The following is a 17902-nucleotide window of genomic DNA, read 5'->3' as shown; positions in this document are numbered from 1 at the left end:
AAATTAATGGTATTCAGTCGGTTAAATTGAGAGTGATAGATCTCATCAATAACCCATTGATAAAACTGTTGGTGACAAAGGTATGACGCCAAAAAAATAACATTATTACAAATAGTTACAGGTAAATAATATTTCAATAATATTGCGTGCATGAATGAGAAATTGTCTATAAAATTCGCAGCTTCTGTCTGTTCCACAACCAATATTAACTATCATGAAACTGTCACTGAAACAAAAACTCATCGGTGCCAGCTTATTAGCCGTTGTGCTAATGGCGAGTGCACTGACCTGGCTTTCTGCCGACCAACTTTTCCAGCAAACTCGTAACGGCGTTAATGCCAGAGCAGAAAGTCTAGCGACCGCTGCCTCGGAAGGTATTTCAGACTGGATTACCATCCGTGAGGATATTGCTAAAGCGTTTAACGATTACAGCCAAGAGCAAGACGTTGTCCCTTATCTTCAACAGGCCCGTAAAGCGGGTGGCTTTGATGATATTTTCCTAGGTACGCCAGAAGGTGGAATGTACCGCTCTCATCCTGAGCGCAACCGCGCGGATTACGATCCACGTGTTCGTCCTTGGTATAAGGATGCGAATGCCGCTGGTCGTCAGATCATTACCACAGCGTATAAAGATGCTATTACTAACGCACTGTTGGTCACTATTGCAGAACCCGTTCGCCGCAATGGCAAATTGGTGGGCGTAGTGGGTGCCGATGTATTGATTGACCAGCTCATCGACGACGTAATCAACCTAGATGCGGGCGAAAATGCCTATGCGATGCTGATTGATACGCAAGACGGCACCTTCCTTGCGCATCCGAACAAAGACCTTTCTCTTAAGCCTGTCACTACGCTATCCAAAAAACTGACAATGAGTGCGATTGAACACGCGGCGAATTCAGGAGCAATGGAAATCATTGAGCGTAAAGGTCAGGAGAAATTCTACTTCTTCAAAAAGGTCCCGGGCACACAGTGGATTTTCGCCATTGAGATGGATCGTCAAACAGAAGAAGCAGCGCATACCGCATTACTTGAAAACCTATTGCTAACCGCAACGATCATCACAATCATTGTTATCGCTGTTGTTTCTTGGCTGGTGAGCTTCTTGTTCCGCGATCTTGGACGCGTATCTCACGCACTTGAAGAAATCGCATCTGGTGAAGGAGATCTCACGCAGCGCCTAGAGCCTCGCAGTGATGATGAAGTGGGCCAATTGGCGACGAACTTCAACACCTTTGTTGGCAACATGCATGCGATGGTTTCCAAGCTAAGCCATGTATCGGCGTCACTGTCTGAGCAAGCTAAGCAGACGGCCGAACATGCTGAAGAACGTAGCGCACGTATTCGTCTCCAGCAAGATGAGATTAATATGGTAGCAACTGCGATCAATGAAATGGCAGCAGCAACCCAAGAAATTGCAGGCAATGCAGATAACACTGCACAGAACTCAACGGAAGCGGTGACAGCGTGTGTTCATGGTGGTGAGCAGGTCGTTCAGACTCAGTCTTCGATTCAGAATTTGGCCCAAGAAGTACAAGTTGCCACAGATGTTATCCAAGAACTTGAAACGCACGGCAATAGCATCAGCACGATTCTATCCACGATTCAGGGTATCGCTGAACAAACGAACCTGTTAGCACTGAATGCAGCGATTGAGGCGGCACGTGCTGGCGAACAAGGTCGCGGATTCGCGGTTGTTGCTGATGAAGTTCGTGTTCTTAGCCAACGTACTCATGCGTCGACGCAAGAGATTCAGCAAATGATCGAAACATTGCAAAGTACAACGGGTAAAGCGGTGAGCATCATGGGTGATAGCCGTCAGCTTGCAGATACCAGTGTCACCGATGCGGATTCAGCAGCGGTCAGCTTAACTCAGATTCAATCAGCGGTTGAGCAAATCAGCGATATGGCGACACAGATTGCCTCTGCTGCGGAAGAGCAAGCCTCGGTAACCTCTGAGATTACACGCAATACAGTTGGCATTCGCGACGTATCAAACGAGCTTGCTGATGAAGCTCATGATGCTGCAGCGCAAGCCGCTCAGCTTTCGGAGCTGTCTCATGAACTAGAACAGGAAATTGGCCGCTTTAAGCTGTAAGTGTCTAATTCAAAAATAAAAAGGCTCGGTTTACTACCGAGCCTTTTTGCTTACAGTGGTTTTCCAAATTGGAAAAGAGGCTTTAAATATATTTCAATTGTCGACAAGGAGAGTGTGCATCTAAAATCCTTAAAAACAATAAGGAATATACAATGTCTGAAGCTCTTAACTCTTTCCAACAGCGTGTACAAGAAATTGTCACCGATGCCAAATTAAACCCTAAACAGAAGAATCAATTCTTAGCCTTAGAAGCAGAGGCTAGCCTCCCTTATATGCCTGTTTCAGAGCCTGTTCGTCTTGCAATGGAAGAAGGCATTTTATGCGATATGTTTGAAGGTCACGCACCATTTAAACCGCGCTATGTCTTGCCTGATTATGCCAAGTTTCTTCAACAAGGTTCTGAGTATCTAGAGCTAGAGCCAGCGAGTGATTTTGACGATGCGATTAACCTGCTGACCATCATTTATCATCATGTGCCGTCAGTGACTAATATACCGGTATATCTAGGGCAGCTTGATGATGTGTTGCTTCCTTATGTGGGTGAGTTAAGTGAGCAGGCGATTTATCACAAGCTCAAGCGATTCTGGATCATGCTAGACCGAACACTGCCTGATGCTTTTATGCACGTTAATATTGGCCCCTCGGATAACATCATTTGTCGAACGATCTTGAAAATAGACGCTGAGCTCAAGCAAATCGCGCCAAATCTGACCTTCATGTATGACCCGGCTGTGACACCGGATGATTTGTTACGTCAGGCAACCAGAAACATTTGTGAATGTAGTAAACCTCATATTGCTAACTATCCAATGCATGCGAGTAGCTACGGCGAAAAGCGATTTGGTATTGTGAGTTGCTACAACTCTCTGCCTTTGGCTGGTGGGTCGAACACTCTGGTCCGAATGAATCTTAAGCTGTTGGCGAACCTAGCATCAGACACTGAAGACTTTCTCAATCAATTGCTGCCTTATTACAGTGAATTAATGGTCGAGCTGATGGACTCACGCAGCTCACATTTGCATGAGAAGTCAAATTTCTTTAAAGGCTTTTTAACCAAAGAAGGTCTGATTGACGAAGCGCGTTTTGCGCCAATGTTTGGAATCTACGGCATGGCTGAAGCGGTTAATCTTCTTATGGAGAAGTCGGGAGAAAAGGGTTGCTATGGGCATGATTTAGAAGCGAACGAGCTAGGCCATCTAATTTCTGAGAAACTGGCTGAAATCGTGCAAGATTCAAAGGTGAAATACGGCCTTGAAGGTAAAGCGCTTCTACATGCTCAAGGGGGCATCAGCCTTGATGAAGGAGTGACACCGGGAGTTCGCATTCCTTATGGCACCGAACCAGACCCAGTTGCTTATGTACAAGCAACCGCTAAGCACCATCAGCATTATACCTCTGGTATTAGTGATATTTTGACGATAGATGAAACGGTTAAGTCAAACCCGGAAGCGATGTTTAATTTGTGTAAGGGGGCGCTGAATTCAGGGTATAGAGAGTTCACGGCCAATGTTGCTTCAAATGATTTGGTGCGAGTTACTGGCTATATGATCAAACTGTCAGATATAGATAAGTTCTCAGAGCAAGGTTCGCGCAAAAATACGACTTTCCTTGGCGCTGAAGCGGCTAACAATACAGGGATTTTGGATAGAGCTCCACGAGTTGTGAGTATGGAAAGTCAGCCGGTTTACAAATAGGGTAAGCATATGAGCGAAAGGCAGGCCATTGTTAGCCGTATCCTCAAGTTCTCGTGTGTAGATGGACCAGGTAACAGACTGGTCCTTTTCCTACAGGGATGCAACTTTAACTGCATTAATTGCCATAACCCCCATACGATTAATTATTGTAATCACTGTGGGGATTGTGTCGCAGGGTGCCCAGAAAATGCGCTGTCATTCGACATGAACCAGAAAGTCGTATGGGATGAGAGCAAATGTACGCATTGTGACCAGTGCATTGATGTTTGCACACATCGTTCTAGTCCTAAAGTGCGTTACTACTCGGTATCAGAAATCATCGAGCTGATAAGTGAGCAAAAGTGGTTTATCAGCGGTGTCACTATATCCGGTGGCGAAGCAACAATGCAGCTGCCTTTTATTGTTGAGCTATTCAAACGTATCAAATCAGACAAAGAGCTTTGCCATCTTACCTGTTTCATTGACAGTAATGGCTACCTAGGTGAGTCTGGTTGGGATAAGGTTCTGCCTTATCTTGACGGTGCAATGATTGACCTTAAATCTTGGCAGGAAGAGACACATCACTGGCTAGTAGGGCGTGATAATCACAAGGTGGTTGACTCAATACGATACTTGGCAGATAAGCAGAAGTTGCATGAACTTCGCTTACTGCAAATACCAAACAGAAGTGACTTAGACAAAGAAGTCACAGAAGTCGCCCGTCTTATTAATACGCTGGCTGACGACGTTAATGTGCGGCTAAATGCGTTTCAGCATCATGGCGTGATGGGTGAAGCGCTAGAGTGGCCGAAATGCAATGAATCGCAAATGTTGCAGTTTCATGATGCTCTACGGCCACTGATTAACCAGCACATTCAGCTACCCAGTGTTTATGTTTAAACCGGTTTAATCAGCTGGGAGTGCAGCCATTTCAGAGCGGGATCATTCAAGCTCGCTTGGTTCCAGACCAAGCTGTAAGCTACTTTTCCATAGGAAAACGGCAGAGGCTTCTGGATCAGAGTCTCTGCCTGCCGCGATTTCTCTGCCCACATCTTTGAGCAAGTCAGCAATAACTCAGTTTGGTGACAGATAACCGCCGCGGAGCCAAAATCAGCGACGGAGATAGCGATGTTTCTCGACGTGTACTGCTGGGTGAGTTTTTGCTCAAAGTAGGGGGCGGACAAATCCTTATCCAAAATGCCGATGTGTTGGTAAGTGAGATACTGTTCAGTGTTCATCGATTGGTTAGCCAGAGGATGCGTTGGACTCATCAAACAGACCATTTCATCCTCCTGAATTTGCTCCCAGACTAGGTCACGGCTGCGTGTTGGCGGCTGGCTGATATCGTGAGGCAAAATCATAAAATCAACTTGTCCACGCAGCAGGGCATCAAAGCTAAGTTGTTCCTTAGCGAAAATCTGGATGTTAGCTGACGTTAACTGACTGCCAATCTTGGAGATGCTCCCAGAAAAAAGCTCGAAGGTGCTCTCTCGCATCGAAAGTGACACCGTTCCGGAAAAATTCTTAGGTTCAAACTCCCCTTGGTGGAGAATTCCGTTCATACAAGCAAGGATCTTGTGTACGTCTTTGGCAACGGATAACGCAAAGGGTGTGGGGACCAGTGATGTTCCTTCCCGATAGAAAAGTTCATCCTTAAGTTGTTCTCTAAGCTGGCTGAGTGTTTTACTGACGCTTGATGGGGTAACACATAAAACTTGAGCGGTACCACTGACACTGTGCGTACTTAATAGTACATGCAATACCGTCAGGTGCTTTAAGCTGATTCGAGAAAGGGCAACGTAATCCATTGAAAAGGCCAGAAAAGAAAGACGGGCCAGTTATACCTGTGATGGCCTAAATTAGATACGAGCCTGATCAAAAATTCTGCCAGTTGTAAGTGGCCGATTTATCTAGGAACCGTTTAACCACGTCATGCTAGGATTAGGCAGAATGAGAAATTCAGAAGAATGAAATGGAAAACTACAGCGACAAGATAATCCAATGGATTGAAAAAGACAGTTTTCGGATGCGCGCTTTAGCGTGTGTTTTTAAGTCCGAGATCCCTCAAGCTTTTTTAGCCGCAGGATTTGTCAGAAACCTCGTGTGGGATGCGCTACACCACAAAGAAGCCCCGACTCCACTCAATGATCTTGATGTGATCTATTTTGACTTGGATGAATCCGATCCAGAACGATATAAAGCGTACGAATTGAAGCTTCAGGAGTTGATGCCGGATGCGAACTGGCAGGTTAGAAACCAAGCCATGATGCATGAGCGCAATGGTGATCGCGCATATACGGATTTGATTGATGCGATGAGCTTCTGGCCGGAAAAAGAAACCGCGGTGGCAATTAGACAACTCGTTAGTGGGAAGTACCAGTGCCTTTCATCATTTGGTTTTGATAGCTTGTTCGCGTTGAAAGTGACGCACAACCCTAAGCGCTCTCAAGCATTGTTTTATCAAAGGGTGAAAAGTAAGCGCTGGATGGAAAACTGGCCTCGATTACGAGTTGTGCTAGACACTGAGACGCCACTACTGTGAACCGAAATACACACAGGGAGTGACGCCAAAACGCGCTTTAAAAGCAGTGATAAAGCTGCTGGTATTACTGTAGCCACAGGACAGTGCGACGCAAGTGATACTTAAACCTTTTTCCAAGTTAGGCAATGAGCTGACGAGTCTGGCTTGTTGTCGCCAGAAGCCAAAAGCCATCCCGGTTTCTTTCTTGAACAACCGACTCAAAGTCCGTGTACTGGTACCAAAATCAAGCGCTAATTCTGTTTGCGAACGGGCGTCATCTGGTGTTTCTAATAGGGTATCGGCGATTTGGCGCATTTTTGCCTCCTTAGGTAGAGGTAAATAGAGATTACTCGCAGGGGCAAGGTGAATCTCATCCAGCAGGACTTGAAACTGTCGCTGTTGAGGCTCTGTCATCGCTGATAAGTCGAAATGGGTAATTCGCTCAATGAGGGCTTGAATAAGGGTGTTGGATTGAATGACTTTCGCTTGTTGCGAAAAGGCATTGAGCCAAGTTAAAGGTACGTAGATCATGACAGCTTCTATGTCAGCCACAACATCAGATCTGTGTTGTAAATGGGGAGGAATCCAGCCAAGGCATGCGGGAGTAATCGTCCATTGCTGATCACTTGTTTCAATCGTAAATATACCCTTGTTCACCCAGTAAAGCTGCGCATATTCATGCTGGTGCCATTCGGTTTCGGATGTCGCTGGGTGATGAATTTTCAATAACTCAATGCAATTCATATGGCGTAATAAGTAAATATTATGTCTATTTGAAGAAATTATGCCTGTTCGTTAGCCGTTATTCTATCCCTGTGTTTGAGGTTGCAAGCGTTATGACTTGGCAACCTTAGGTAACTGTAATCAACAGAGGATTGAGAAATGGATAAGAATACATCACTAGCACAGCAGCTTTCGGCGGTTAACCACAAAATAGTTGCTGAAGGTCAGGTACTGCCGATCGTAACATTGAAAGATGGCACTAAGATTCCAACCGGAACCGTTGGGGCGATGCTACACAATATAATCAGATACAACGAAGGGGAGCGTGGCGAAGTTGTGCAGGATTTAAAATTAGCCATTCCAGCATTGGCAAGCTTTGGGCTGTTTGAATTGTTTACGCCAGAAGAATGGATCCTAGGGGATAATCCGGGCCGTTGTTTTGTAGGGCGTTTGGCTCAGGCTTTCATGGAGCACGGTGCCGTAGAAGATTCTAAGGGATAGTAAGTTAAAGAAAGACGCCCAAGAGATGACTTGGGCGTTATTTTTTAGTCGACCAAACCGTATTCTTGGCTCAGTACATTGATAATTTCTTGTTTCGGATTGGCACTCAGTTTGATCGGTTGTCCGGTGATCTTCTCTGCGATGCCTGTATAAGTCTGTGAAATGTCCATCAGTGCTTCAAGCGGAAGCTCGTTATCGCGAGCTAAAGCTTCACGTTCAGGCATGCGCTCTTTGTTAAGCAGAATATCAGGGTCAGGGAAGTAGTTAAGTAAGAACTGGCGGAAGCCTTCTTTAGAGTTCTCAACAATATGGCCATTTTTGTATTCTTGCTCATCCCAAATACGAGAAGAGTCTGGTGTGCCAACTTCATCCATGTAAATCAGCTTTTCATTACCTGAGGCATCGTGCACGTAACCAAATTCAAATTTGGTATCAACGAAGATTTGCTCTACTTGGGATAGGGCATTACTGATCACGGCAAACCCATCACTCAGCAGTTTTTCATACAGGCTGATATCATTCGCGCTAGAGAAGTTGAACGCAGCAAAGTTATCTTCGATGTTCTGACGCGTGATATTCACATCATCAGCTTCAGGGACTCCGGGAATGCCTTTCAGAATGCCTTTAGTTGACGGTGTCATCAAAAGTTCAGGTAACGCGGTGTCTTTCTCTAAGCCTTCTGGTAGCTGAATTCCACAGAAGTCACGCTCGCCTTTGTCGTAAGCGCGCCACATGGAACCTGTGATGTACTGACGGCATATCGCTTCAATCATGATTGGTTTCGCTTTTTGCACGATCCAAACCAAAGGGTGGGGAATATCCAAAATATGGCTGTCCGCCAGACCGTTCTCTTTGAAGAGCTTAAACCAGTGATTGGAAATCGCGTTGAGTGCAGCACCTTTACCGGGAACGCCCTTTAATCCGCCTTGTCCGTGCCAGATACAATCGAATGCAGAGATGCGATCGCTGATGACCATAATGGCAAGCGGTGCATCTTCCGCAACATCGTAGCCTTTTTCCTTAATCAGACGTTGACTGTCTTCCTCTGTTAGCCAGTACACAGAGCGTACTTTGCCACTATGAACGGGTTTGTTGGTACGAATGGGAAGATCATCATTAACAGCAAGAACTTGATCAGCGAGACTCATTTAGACATTCCTATCTTTGTCAAAAATGGAAGGTTGCCGGTGAGAGGCAATCGATTTGCAGAGAATCATACCAGAACTAAATTAACCTTCCAGAGAAAAAGCAAACGTTTGCTTGTAAATATTCTTTAGGAATTAGAAATTAGCTAAAAACAAAAAAGCCTCTCGAAAAGAGAGGCAGAAGACAGTGCAAATGAAATTAGTGAAATTGATTGTGGCTTTCAACAAAGAAGACTTCGCAATGGTATTGGCTCGCGAGATCACGAAGTAATGATTGTTCTACGAGTTCAATATTATCTGAGGCGACAACGGCGCTGGCATTACCCGATTTAATTGCTTTTACTACGATTTCAAACTCGGACTGTGTTTGCGAAGATTTCATCTGAATGATCTTTTTACAGCTGACATTGTATGAAGAGAACTGTTCGTAATCTGGACGAGGGCATTCGGCAGTGAACAAGATCCATTGCTTCTGGTTAGACAACCCTGCTAAACGGCTGAGCGTCGAGTCTGCAATGTTCATTGGTTGCGTTGGTTGAGCCAATACATTGAATTTAGAAACTGAGCGATTTGTAGTGTGTACCTGAAACATAATTACTGTCCTTACATACATGCTGTATGTCTATACAGTAGTTTGATTGTGTCAGTTGATCAAGCAATATTTGTTGTCTTTTTGTACGTTTATTTTGCGCGGTATCTGAGGTTTATTGTTTAAGTCTTTGTTTTTAAGCGTTAATTTTTATTCCTGTTGTGGCAAGGTGATGAGATGGAAGTATGAGGAAATGTGATCTAAAACACTATTTTTCATACAGTGTTATACAGTGGTTTTCGAGGCGCTTGAATAACGTCTAGTGATGCGGCAAGTAAAGAAATGCACATGTTGAGTATCATGTGACCTTGGTATCGGGGATTCTTTTCATCAAGTGCCACCATATTCTCAGTAGATATATTATTGAGAATGAAAATAGGATCGGACTTTTCTTGGTAATTCTTGAACAAATCTGCGACTATCGGAAATTCCCAAATTAACAGAATAATAATTAAAGAGAATTTGTATTGAACTCAGAAAGCAAAGCCGCTTGGATCCTTGTTGCCACTACCGCATTGGCCGGTTTAGGGTGGATTTTTTCCAAAGAAACGATTCAAGGTTTACCGCCATTTGGCTTTGTCGGTTTACGCTTTGTGGTCGCTTCAATATGTTTGCTTCCTTTCTGTTTCAAATCACTCAAACAACTCAGCCTAAAACAGCTCACTCAAGCAATGGGTGGCGGTTGTATTCTGGCGCTTGCGCTTCTTGCTTGGGTACATGCTATCGCAGTCAGTGAAACCCTTGGTGAAGGGGCGTTTATTGTTAGCTTATCTATGATTATTGTTCCTATTGTTGCTTGGGCGCTGTACAAGGAACGGCCAAAGCGTGCGTTCTGGATTGCGATGCCGATTGCGGTATCCGGTCTGGCATTTCTTTCTTTACAAGGAGAGTGGAACAGTTCAGCTGGGCAACTCTGGTTCTTAGCCAACGCCTGTCTACTTGCTTTGCATTTCAATGTGAATAGCCGACTGGCACAAAACCTACCGGTACTGACACTGACTTGTATTCAGCTATTTGTTACTGGCGTTATTGCTTTAGTGGCTTCCGCTTTGTTTGAAACCATACCTGTTAGTGTGGATGCCAGCATTTGGGGTTGGTTTGCCGCCAGTGCCGTTCTAGCGACCAGCTTGCGATACGTGATGCAGACGCTTGGTCAGAAACACAGCAACCCAGGAAATGCCGCCCTTATCATGCTACTTGAACCGATCTGGACCGTGATACTCAGTATTCTCTGGTATGGTGAACAGCTCTCAGCCAACAAGCTACTAGGGTGTAGTCTGATTTTGCTCGCACTGATTTTCTACCGCACAGATGGACGTCTCTTAAGACTCAAACGCTAATTCGTATATCCAACTAACTGGTCCGATGTCACATCGTAGAGCATTTGCTCTGTTCATTTATTGGCTTATTGCTAAATTAGTAAATGTAAATACATTGTTAAATTGGCAGTTCGAATGAAGCTTCATACCATTGATGGTTATATTCAAAAAATGTACCTAGCCGAGTATCCAGATAAACTGATGCTACTGGATGGGGCGAGTAGGGCAGATGTTCCATATTTAGAGCGCTACATCACTGAAACACTCGGGAAGCCTTTTCATTCCCTCAAGGTGGTGGTGGTGACCCACATGCACCCAGATCACGCCGGAGCCGCTCATAAGCTGAGAGAGCTGACGGGCTGCAAAATTGTGTCAGCTGAGAAAGACAAGCAATGGTACGGTGGTTGGGATGGCATCTTAATGCACTTGACGGATCTGGCGTTGGCTCGCTGGGTCGCTGGGAGAATGAAGCGTCCTAAGCGAAAATTATGGTATTCACGAAACCTGCACCCTGATATTAAGCTCACCGATGGGCAAGCCATTCCCTGTTTTGAAGATTGGAAAGTGCTAGAGACCCCAGGTCATACTGATCGAGATCTATCTCTTCATCATGAGCAGCAAGATATCCTTTATGTCGCTGACTTAATGGTTGAAGTGAAGAAACGACTGATCGCTCCTTTTCCTATTTTTCATCCGAACAAGTACCGCCATTCCCTCCATCGTGTTTACGAAATGGAACCTAAAACTTTGTTACTTGCCCACGGAGGCGAGGTCCAGTTTGATCAAAGCGCTTATGATCATTTACTCAAAGTCGCGCCGCGCACTCCTGCTACCCATTGGCGAGCAACCAAAGTGAAGTTACGTGGTTTACTTGGCGCGTTCTGGGCATTTGGCGTGAAGGAAAAGCGCTAAATGACAACGGAATTGAATAAGAATTAGCATAACAATAGGGGCGGATACAGAACGGTATTGTCACTGATAATAATGCAGATTAGAATGCGAAATCTTTTCATTTGCAATATAACAAGATGTCCCGAATTCTAGTCGTTGATGATGATATTGAACTGTGTGCACTGCTGGTGGATGTACTCTCTGCGGAAGGTTATCAAGTAGAGAGTGTTCATTGTGGTGAGAGCGCGCTGCAATACATTGAGAAAAAGCCTGTTGATCTCGTCCTCCTTGACGTGATGTTACCTAAACTCAACGGCATGCAGGTCGCCAAGCGTATCTGCCAACGATTTGCCACACCGATATTGATGCTAACGGCACTGAACGATGAAGCGTCTATGCTTGACGGTTATCAGGCAGGCGCAGACCAGTACATTGCTAAGCCTTTTAAAGTACCTGAGTTACTGACCCGTATTAAAGCAATTTTCCGTCGAGTTGGATTGGAAAAACAGCGCCAATCAGGCTGCCAGAGCAGCGTAGGTTTTGCTGAACACTTGTCCGGTGTGCCACTGACTGGCACAGAATCCGATCTACTCAACTACCTTATGCGTAATGATGGAGTGGTTGTGTCCAAAGCAGAGCTTCAGATTGAAGTACTGAAAAAAGAACTCAGCCCCTTTGACCGAAATCTGGATATGCATATCAGCAATGTTCGCCGCAAGTTGGTTGAAGCGGGTTTGTCGAAACAACACATCAAAACAGTACGTGGCAAAGGCTATAGTTTTGTTGACTCTGTCAGGGGCTAGCCGTGTTTTCTCTTCGATGCCCTGAGGCCATTGCAACGCGTAAGGATGCATTGGTCTTTCAATTATTCAGCTACATGTCCGCTGTTATCATTTCAATTTTGCTTCTTCAAGCTGTAGCGGAGCAAGCGTTAATGAAAGCGGTACTAAAAGTGCCGCCAGCACTGAAAGCGCAGATGTTAACGTTAGCTGAAGAGGCTAATGTACTGATCGAAGAAGGGGACATGGACGACTTAGCCGATTGGGCAAATGCGCAACCCTTTTATCTGTTCGTTTTGAATGAAGAGAGCAAGCCGCTTTCTCATCGTCAGATGCACCCACATTTTGAATTCAAGCTGCGTTTCTTGCGTGAGCTTGATGGACCACTCAATGATCAAGTCAGTAAACCGCTGATAGGTATCCCGCTTAGAGAAAGAAACACTCTGGTTATTCAGCTGCCTAGTGAGGTGCATCCGGCTCACCGCTTTATTGTTTATCTGACGGTGAGCAAAATTATCATCGCCATTATCATGCTGATTCTTTTTTCTCAGATATTGGCGCGCAAGTTACAAAGGCCTCTTGATCGATTACGTGAAGCAAGTAACAAGCTTTCTCAGGGCAATTTTCGAGTCAATGTCGTTAGTGAGTTGAACTCCAATATTACCGAGTTTAACCAGCTCGCCCATGATTTCGACGGCATGACCCAAGAGATTCATTCGCTGGCTGAGAAACAGCGAAGGTTGATTCGAGACGTGTCTCATGAACTGAGGACGCCTTTAGCTAGGCAAAACTTAGCGCTGCATCTACTACGCAGAAAAGCCGGTGAAGAAGAGCAAGCTTTGGTTGACCGACTAGAAAAAGAGGTCGATGAAATGGATAAGTTGGTCGGTGAGATCTTAGAGTTCAGCCGATTAGAGAACTCTCGTTACGTGACAGACGTTCAGCCTGTCTGCCCAGAAAGCATTGCGAATACGCAAGTAAACCAAAGCCGACTTCAGCTGGGAGCGGAGCAAAAACTGGTTCTCAATGTAGCGCCCTCTCTTCCTATGTTACATGCTGACGAACGTTTAATTTTGCGCTGTCTTAGCAATCTAATATCAAACTCAATGAAATATGCAGGGTTGGATGCGCACATTGAGGTGTCGATTAAAGCCTCTTCTGAACACGGCAATCAGTATTTAGTGTTTGATGTCGCGGATGATGGTCCGGGTATTCCAGAAGCCGCGTTAGAGGATATCTTCAGCCCATTTACTCGGATGGAGTCGGCACGCGACAAGCAGTCAGGGGGCTACGGTTTAGGATTGGCAATTGTCAAAGAAGCCATGACTTTGATGAAAGGCGAGGTCAGGGCTCAGAATCGTTCGCCCCATGGCCTGAGTATTCAGCTTTATTTCCCAATAAAAACACAGCCTTAATGGCTGTGTTTTTCATTATGGATGTAAGTATTTTCTGTATTGATACCCGCATAAGCAAGATGTAGCTTAATAAGTAAGAGAGTGTTGTCGTTGTTGTGACAGGCGTGACTGCTCTCAAAATAAAATTAATAAAGCAAAATGCAATATTGATTGTATTTTCTAAAATTCGACTTATATATCTTGGAAGTTCATCTTGTTTTTGGTTGGAATTTGGTGAAGGCTGATAATGGGTAGCAATTATAATATAGGAGATAGGTATGTATTCTACCCTAAAAGAAATGAGTTGGTAGATTTACATAATGATTGTGACGTTGTTGTATTAGGGGCGAATGAATGTCGGCTTCTAAAATATTTGGTTAAAAATAATGAGCGGGCGTTACCTCGTAATGAGTTAATTGAAGTCTTATGGAATGAACGAGAGATTTTTGTCGATGGGTCTAGCTTAACCCAATCTATATCTATCTTGAGGAGAGCTCTCAGCGATCCGGTTAAAACGCCCACTTACATCAAAACGGTGCCTAAGTTTGGGTATGAGTTCATTGCTCCTGTTCAAGCTTCCAAGCCGACTGTTTATATTGAATCAGGGATGGAAGACGATAGTGGTAGTCTGCTTGGTGATATAAAAGAAGCCAGAGGTATTTTACTACCTAATTTTTATTTGTTTAGTTCAATGTTTCGAAGAATCACCATTGCACTTATTTTTCAATCTTTAATCACAGTGTATCAGGAAGAAATAATTAATATCATTAGAAGTCTCTAGTAATATTTTAATTATAATTAGAAATGAAATTACGTAATTTATTCGTTGGATTATGACTTTGGGTACCCGTCATTAATCGTTCATTGCATTAGGTTATTTATCTAGAAATAGCAGTAGAAAGCAGAGTGGAGTTTTAATTATTGGTGGCGCCGCATACTTTTCCTAGGTAAACGAGGTGATTTGATGTGTCAATACTGTTGGATCTGCCAACTGTCATAGGCTGAAACATAGATAGTCGTATTGCTTTAGCTCATTTTGTGACCTTACGAGTAAGCTTGCCCACCCCCTTAGAGGCATTCATTCACCAGTAAACTTAATATTTCTGCATCGATAAATTTACGAATGCAAAGAATGTAAATTTAATGCAAATGATATTGGTTATCACTTATATTTTCGCCGAAATGATTAGTCAGGCGGCTTTTGGGGTCGTCATTTAATTCGGAGATGAATATGTTTACTAAGAGTCAGTTAGCACTGGTCATCGGTGCTGTATTAGCTGCACCTTCAGTTAGCGCGCAAACCACTCAGACTGATGAGCACATGGTTGTTGATGGCCGTGAGTATGGTTATAAGGCTGACACAAACTCGACATCAATGCGTATGGAAATGAGCCAGTTGGAAACGGCTGGTCAAGTGACCGTCATTGATAGTCAGGTGATGGAAGAGCAGCGTGCAACGACTCTTGGAGATGTTCTGAAAAACGACGCTAGCGTGAGCGCGGGTGGCACAGGACGTAACCGTGAGCGCTTCTCACTGCGCGGCTTTGACGTTCAAAGTTCTTCTGGTTTCCTTCGTGATGGCCATCAGCACTGGTCTCACTACCGTCAGCCTGTCGAATTGCTGGAACGAGTAGAAGTACTAAAAGGGCCGTCTGGTCTTCTTTACGGCATTTCAGCTCCGGGTGGTTTAATCAACATGATGGCGAAGAAGCCAACATACGATACTCAGGTTCAAGTCAGTCAAGATATTGGTTCAGATGACCAGTCTCGTACTATGGTAGATGTGAGCGGGTCACTCAATGATGCTCAAACACTGCGGGCTAGAACTGTCGTATCGAAAGAGAGCTACAGTTCATGGCGCACGTATGGTGATGGTTCAAAACCTCAAACTGAGCGACTTGTCGCTGGTCTGTTCGTTGATTACGACGTGAATGATGACATTACAGTTTCTGTTCACTACGACAAAACCAACGATAAAGGCAGCGTTGATTCGGGTGCAGTTTATACGCTGGACGGCCAACTGGTTGGCAGCAAAGAGCACATCTGGGACGCACAATGGTCTGAGATCGAAAATGACGTAGAAAACATTGGTTTCAACGTAAACGCAACACTGACAGACGTATGGAGCCTGAAAACAGGTTACAACTATCAGGATTTCGAACGTGTAGATATTGAAAGCTACCCGGGATTCTCTAACCTAAATTCTGATGGAACGGGTACTGTGTCTCATGGCGGTAGCAACCGTCATGATAAATGGCGATTCCGCACAGCTTATGTTGACCTAGTTGCGAACACTGAGATGTTCGGTGTCGAGCACCAATTCCTAATGGGGTCTAACTGGCTAGGATACAGTTATGATCGTAACCAGAAAGGGTTCAATAGTCAGGATGTGGCACCGGGCGAATCCGTCTCTGTTCCAACATTTAGTGGAAGCGATAAAGTGAGCCACAGCGCTTACGATACTTGGGGTTTCTACGCTCAGGATATGGTGACGCTGAACGAACAATGGCAGGTTATTGCAGGCCTGCGTTTTGACCGTAAAGTCGCAAATGGTGTTGCAGAAGAACACGTCGCTCCAAAATTGGGCGTGATTTACCACCCAGCTGACAATGGTAGTGTTTACCTGTCTTACTCAGAAAGCTTTGAGCCTCAAGGTCAGGTATCAAGCGGAAGCCGTACTTACCTTAACGATGGTGCTTTGCTGGATGCGAAAACAGGCGTTTCCTATGAGCTAGGGACTAAGTGGGAGCTGCTGGACAATCGTCTGTTTGTTTCTGGTGCTGTATTTGATATCACTCAGGAAAACATTTCGATGGATGTTGAAGACACAGCAACAGGGAACTACATCAAGACTCAAAACGGTCAGCAAGAACACCGCGGTGCGGAATTGTCAGCACAAGGTTTTGTGACAGAGCGTTTCTCGCTAACGGGTTCGGCTATGTACTTGGATGCTGAAATCACACAACACGAGACTTACGCAGGTAACCGCCCTGTGGATGTACCTGAGTTTGCGGCGAGCGTTTGGTCCAGCTACGCGGCAACCAACGCAGTTGATCTCAATGTCGGTGTGATTTACGAAGGTTCTCGCTACGGTGACGATGCGAACACGTTCAAGAAAGACGCTTACACACGTGTCGATATGGGTATGGCCTACACGCTCAAATACGATGAAAACCTTGATATGGTGGCTCGTTTGACGGTCGAAAACGTGTTTGATACAGATTACCTTGCTGGTGGTGGTTCGACATCTTCAAAACACGCTTATGCCGAAGACGTTGTGATTGGTGAAGGTCGAAACTATATGGCGACTCTACAAATCAAATACTAAAACACAATACGGTTAATCAACTTTGATACATTAGGGGAAAGGCATGGTCTTTCCCCTAAATGCATATTGAGCATATGGTTGATTGAAATTTTATGTAATCGCGTTACTATGTCGTGCGAGTGAAAATGAGATTGCTTCTCACTAATCAGTTTGACATCATTGAAAATTACACGTTATGAATCTATTTAAAACCAGTTTGGCGTTGATGGTTGCGACAGCAGGCTTCAGTGCAACGGCCTCGAGCCTTGATAGCGCTCAATCCATTCAAAGTAAAACCAATTCCTCATCCGCTGCGAGTCAGAAACGTATTGATGTCAGTGCTGAAAATACACTTAGCCTTCAAGCTGAAATTGAACAACTTCAGGAAGAAGTAAAAAACCTTGAGGTTTATCGCTCTCACCTGACGGCGTTAGTCAAAAGCCAAGAGCAGGAAGCGGGTAATCTTGAAAATCAAATTGATGAGATAAAAACCACTCGTCAGGGTGTGGTTCCGCTGATGTATCAGATGATCGCCGGTCTAAAAGCGTCGATTGATGCTGATATGCCGATCAAACAAGAGCAGCGCCAAGAGCGTGTCGCGAACTTGGAAAAAATGATGACTCGCGCTGATGTGAGCGATGCAGAGAAGTATCGTCGTATTCTGGAGGCGTATCAGATCGAGCTTGATTACGGTACCAAACTTGGTTTGTATCAAGACCAGATTGCGGTAAGTGAGGGCTCGCGTGAAGTCGACATCCTTCATCTTGGTCGCGTTTCACTGGTAGCTCGCAGCCTGAACGGCACGAAATTCTGGTCATGGAACCAGTCTGATAAACAGTGGCAGAGTGTCGATAGCTCGATGAAATCAGAGTTAGACAAAGCGTTTAACATCGCAGCGAAACAAGCGGCGCCAAGCTTGATTACTCTCCCGGTTTCTCTTAACGTTGCGGAGGCAAAATAAT

The 17902-nt window shown here is 44.8% G+C and carries 16 protein-coding genes; 12 read left to right on the top strand and 4 right to left on the bottom strand.

Features of this window, described 5'->3' with window-relative positions; translation table 11 throughout:
* Window positions 1-214: 214 nt before the first annotated feature.
* The 3 genes from F0265_RS16085 to F0265_RS16075 all read left to right on the top strand — a co-directional run bounded on the left by F0265_RS16085 (window position 215) and on the right by F0265_RS16075 (window position 4671).
* Entirely contained in the window at window positions 215-2098 is a 1884-nt protein-coding gene (locus tag F0265_RS16085; RefSeq protein ID WP_171749658.1) for a methyl-accepting chemotaxis protein, read from the top strand.
* 152 nt (window positions 2099-2250) lie between these two features.
* Window positions 2251-3792: a YjjI family glycine radical enzyme gene (locus F0265_RS16080; protein ID WP_171749657.1), complete on the top strand. Its 1542-nt coding sequence runs from the start codon at window positions 2251-2253 to the stop codon at window positions 3790-3792.
* A gap of 9 nt (window positions 3793-3801) precedes the next feature.
* Window positions 3802-4671, top strand: a complete 870-nt coding sequence (locus tag F0265_RS16075) for a YjjW family glycine radical enzyme activase (RefSeq protein ID WP_171749656.1) — start codon at window positions 3802-3804, stop codon at window positions 4669-4671.
* Here F0265_RS16075 and F0265_RS16070 read toward each other — a convergent pair.
* A complete protein-coding gene (locus F0265_RS16070) occupies window positions 4668-5579 on the bottom strand; it encodes a LysR family transcriptional regulator (RefSeq protein ID WP_171749655.1) in 912 nt (303 codons plus the stop codon). The two genes, F0265_RS16075 and F0265_RS16070, sit on opposite strands and share 4 nt — an antisense overlap.
* Before the next feature lie 164 nt (window positions 5580-5743).
* Between F0265_RS16070 and F0265_RS16065 the strand changes: the two genes are divergently transcribed.
* Window positions 5744-6313 carry a nucleotidyltransferase family protein gene (locus F0265_RS16065; protein WP_171749654.1) on the top strand — a complete coding sequence of 190 codons (570 nt, stop codon included), beginning with the start codon at window positions 5744-5746 and terminating at the stop codon, window positions 6311-6313.
* Here the strand turns inward: F0265_RS16065 and F0265_RS16060 are convergent.
* The gene (locus F0265_RS16060; protein ID WP_171749653.1) at window positions 6305-7036 is read right to left on the bottom strand and encodes a helix-turn-helix transcriptional regulator; all 732 of its coding nucleotides are present in this window, start codon (window positions 7034-7036) and stop codon (window positions 6305-6307) included. The genes F0265_RS16065 and F0265_RS16060 overlap by 9 nt on opposite strands.
* A 138-nt stretch (window positions 7037-7174) precedes the next feature.
* On the opposite strand from F0265_RS16060, the gene F0265_RS16055 reads away from it, so the two are divergent.
* A complete protein-coding gene (locus F0265_RS16055) occupies window positions 7175-7516 on the top strand; it encodes a hypothetical protein (protein WP_171749652.1) in 342 nt (113 codons plus the stop codon).
* A 44-nt stretch (window positions 7517-7560) separates the two neighbouring features.
* Here F0265_RS16055 and F0265_RS16050 read toward each other — a convergent pair whose 3' ends face one another.
* The gene (locus tag F0265_RS16050) at window positions 7561-8664 is read right to left on the bottom strand and encodes a phosphoribosylaminoimidazolesuccinocarboxamide synthase (RefSeq protein ID WP_171749651.1); all 1104 of its coding nucleotides are present in this window, start codon (window positions 8662-8664) and stop codon (window positions 7561-7563) included.
* Window positions 8665-8860: 196 nt separating this feature from the next.
* On the bottom strand, window positions 8861-9253 hold the full coding sequence (locus F0265_RS16045) for a SulA-like leucine-rich domain-containing protein (protein WP_006962466.1): 393 nt from the start codon (window positions 9251-9253) through the stop codon (window positions 8861-8863).
* Window positions 9254-9717: 464 nt separating this feature from the next.
* On the opposite strand from F0265_RS16045, the gene F0265_RS16040 reads away from it, so the two are divergent.
* The 7 genes from F0265_RS16040 (at window position 9718) to F0265_RS16010 (ending at window position 17901) form a co-directional block, all read left to right on the top strand.
* Window positions 9718-10590, top strand: coding sequence for a DMT family transporter (locus tag F0265_RS16040; protein WP_171749650.1), 873 nt, complete (start codon window positions 9718-9720; stop codon window positions 10588-10590).
* Window positions 10591-10704: 114 nt separating this feature from the next.
* Window positions 10705-11481, top strand: a complete 777-nt coding sequence (locus tag F0265_RS16035; RefSeq protein WP_045984730.1) for an MBL fold metallo-hydrolase — start codon at window positions 10705-10707, stop codon at window positions 11479-11481.
* A 116-nt stretch (window positions 11482-11597) separates the two neighbouring features.
* Window positions 11598-12263 carry a response regulator transcription factor gene (locus F0265_RS16030; RefSeq protein ID WP_038158988.1) on the top strand — a complete coding sequence of 222 codons (666 nt, stop codon included), beginning with the start codon at window positions 11598-11600 and terminating at the stop codon, window positions 12261-12263.
* A 74-nt stretch (window positions 12264-12337) separates the two neighbouring features.
* Complete coding sequence (locus F0265_RS16025; RefSeq protein ID WP_253809496.1) at window positions 12338-13654, top strand: histidine kinase sensor domain-containing protein; 1317 nt, start codon at window positions 12338-12340, stop codon at window positions 13652-13654.
* A 226-nt stretch (window positions 13655-13880) separates the two neighbouring features.
* A complete protein-coding gene (locus tag F0265_RS16020; RefSeq protein WP_171749648.1) occupies window positions 13881-14414 on the top strand; it encodes a winged helix-turn-helix domain-containing protein in 534 nt (177 codons plus the stop codon).
* Window positions 14415-14864: 450 nt separating this feature from the next.
* A complete protein-coding gene (locus F0265_RS16015) occupies window positions 14865-16961 on the top strand; it encodes a TonB-dependent siderophore receptor (protein ID WP_171749647.1) in 2097 nt (698 codons plus the stop codon).
* 175 nt (window positions 16962-17136) lie between these two features.
* Window positions 17137-17901 carry a DUF3450 domain-containing protein gene (locus tag F0265_RS16010; RefSeq protein WP_171749646.1) on the top strand — a complete coding sequence of 255 codons (765 nt, stop codon included), beginning with the start codon at window positions 17137-17139 and terminating at the stop codon, window positions 17899-17901.
* Window position 17902: the final 1 nt, after the last annotated feature.

Source organism: Vibrio sp. RE88 (genome assembly GCF_013113835.1).
Taxonomy (GTDB): domain Bacteria; phylum Pseudomonadota; class Gammaproteobacteria; order Enterobacterales; family Vibrionaceae; genus Vibrio.
This window is presented reverse-complemented; position numbering and strand designations above follow the sequence as displayed.

Coding starts and splice junctions, on each gene's coding strand:
- F0265_RS16010 (WP_171749646.1), top strand. CDS start 17,137: ATGAATCTATTTAAAACCAGTTTGGCGTTGATGGTTGCGACAGCAGGC.
- F0265_RS16055 (WP_171749652.1), top strand. CDS start 7,175: ATGGATAAGAATACATCACTAGCACAGCAGCTTTCGGCGGTTAACCAC.
- F0265_RS16045 (WP_006962466.1), bottom strand. CDS start 9,253: ATGTTTCAGGTACACACTACAAATCGCTCAGTTTCTAAATTCAATGTA.
- F0265_RS16025 (WP_253809496.1), top strand. CDS start 12,338: ATGTCCGCTGTTATCATTTCAATTTTGCTTCTTCAAGCTGTAGCGGAG.
- F0265_RS16020 (WP_171749648.1), top strand. CDS start 13,881: ATGGGTAGCAATTATAATATAGGAGATAGGTATGTATTCTACCCTAAA.
- F0265_RS16070 (WP_171749655.1), bottom strand. CDS start 5,579: ATGGATTACGTTGCCCTTTCTCGAATCAGCTTAAAGCACCTGACGGTA.
- F0265_RS16080 (WP_171749657.1), top strand. CDS start 2,251: ATGTCTGAAGCTCTTAACTCTTTCCAACAGCGTGTACAAGAAATTGTC.
- F0265_RS16075 (WP_171749656.1), top strand. CDS start 3,802: ATGAGCGAAAGGCAGGCCATTGTTAGCCGTATCCTCAAGTTCTCGTGT.
- F0265_RS16085 (WP_171749658.1), top strand. CDS start 215: ATGAAACTGTCACTGAAACAAAAACTCATCGGTGCCAGCTTATTAGCC.
- F0265_RS16030 (WP_038158988.1), top strand. CDS start 11,598: ATGTCCCGAATTCTAGTCGTTGATGATGATATTGAACTGTGTGCACTG.
- F0265_RS16050 (WP_171749651.1), bottom strand. CDS start 8,664: ATGAGTCTCGCTGATCAAGTTCTTGCTGTTAATGATGATCTTCCCATT.
- F0265_RS16065 (WP_171749654.1), top strand. CDS start 5,744: ATGGAAAACTACAGCGACAAGATAATCCAATGGATTGAAAAAGACAGT.
- F0265_RS16060 (WP_171749653.1), bottom strand. CDS start 7,036: ATGAATTGCATTGAGTTATTGAAAATTCATCACCCAGCGACATCCGAA.
- F0265_RS16015 (WP_171749647.1), top strand. CDS start 14,865: ATGTTTACTAAGAGTCAGTTAGCACTGGTCATCGGTGCTGTATTAGCT.
- F0265_RS16035 (WP_045984730.1), top strand. CDS start 10,705: ATGAAGCTTCATACCATTGATGGTTATATTCAAAAAATGTACCTAGCC.